2 protein-coding genes are annotated in these 986 nt (G+C 45.5%); one reads left to right on the top strand and one right to left on the bottom strand.

The genetic code is table 11. The features are described from left to right. Window positions 1-36: 36 nt before the first annotated feature. A complete protein-coding gene (locus R7O13_RS24790) occupies window positions 37-447 on the top strand; it encodes a flagellar basal body-associated protein FliL (protein ID WP_318126950.1) in 411 nt (136 codons plus the stop codon). 59 nt (window positions 448-506) lie between these two features. On the opposite strand, the gene R7O13_RS24785 is transcribed toward R7O13_RS24790, so the two are convergent. Beyond that, window positions 507-986: rhomboid family intramembrane serine protease (locus tag R7O13_RS24785; RefSeq protein ID WP_318304926.1), on the bottom strand; the 480-nt coding region annotated here is incomplete at its 5' end.

Here is a 986-nt window from a genome sequence, read left to right as displayed (position 1 = left end):
CGAATATCGCGATCCAGAGAAAGAAAAGTTAGAAATATGTACAAACGTTATATAGCCCAAATTATTTTTGCGTTAACAATCCTGATCTCCGCACCAAGTTGGGCTGAAACGGAAGAGACTGGACCAAAATTAGCGTACTTCACCCTAGAGCCAGATTTAACCACTAACTTTTACACCAAAGGTAAAAAATTAGGCTATGTACAAGTGCGTATCGACATCATGGTGATGAGCCAACAAGACCTAGCGATTGTTGAGCACCATCAACCCTTGATTCGCGATGCGGTCATCGAACTCCTAGGCAAACAAACCGAAGATACGATCAAGTCGCTTTCTGGCCGAGAAGACCTACGCAAAACGTTGGTGAAAGAGCTAAACGAAACCTTACTGCCAGAGACCGGGAAAACCGTCATTGCTGATTTGCTGTTTACCAAATACCTCTATCAGTAAGTAACGCTGCTTTAGATACAAAAAGACCGCTTTCGAGCGGTCTTTTTTTGTTTTTGCTATCACGCTTGTTGTTGGTATTTCTGCTTGCCCGAGTCGAACAGAGCAATCGCCATCCCGGCCAACAAGCCAGCTAAGTGAGCCGTATTGGCAATGGCCATAAACGGTTGCACAAAACCAAGTACCAACCACACCAACATAAAACCAATGATGGATTTCGGCAGCGTTAAACCTAAATGAGGTAAGCGGTAACCCAAAACCCACAAATAACCGAGTAGCGCGTACACAACACCAGATAACCCACCGAAGTTTGCACCTTCAACATAGAACTGGCCAGCACCAGAGAGTGCCGCAGATACCACAAAGATTTGCAGTAACTTGCCAGAACCAAGGCGACGTTCAATATCGCCACCAAGTTGCCACCACCACAACAAGTTAAAGATGATGTGTGTTACCGAGAAATGCAGCAATGCATGACTCACCCAACGCCACAATTGCCATTGCTGGCCTTCAAACGCGGGAAAGTGCAACAGAGCAAATAC

Source organism: Vibrio sp. Y176, from assembly GCF_033438945.1.
This window is presented reverse-complemented; position numbering and strand designations above follow the sequence as displayed.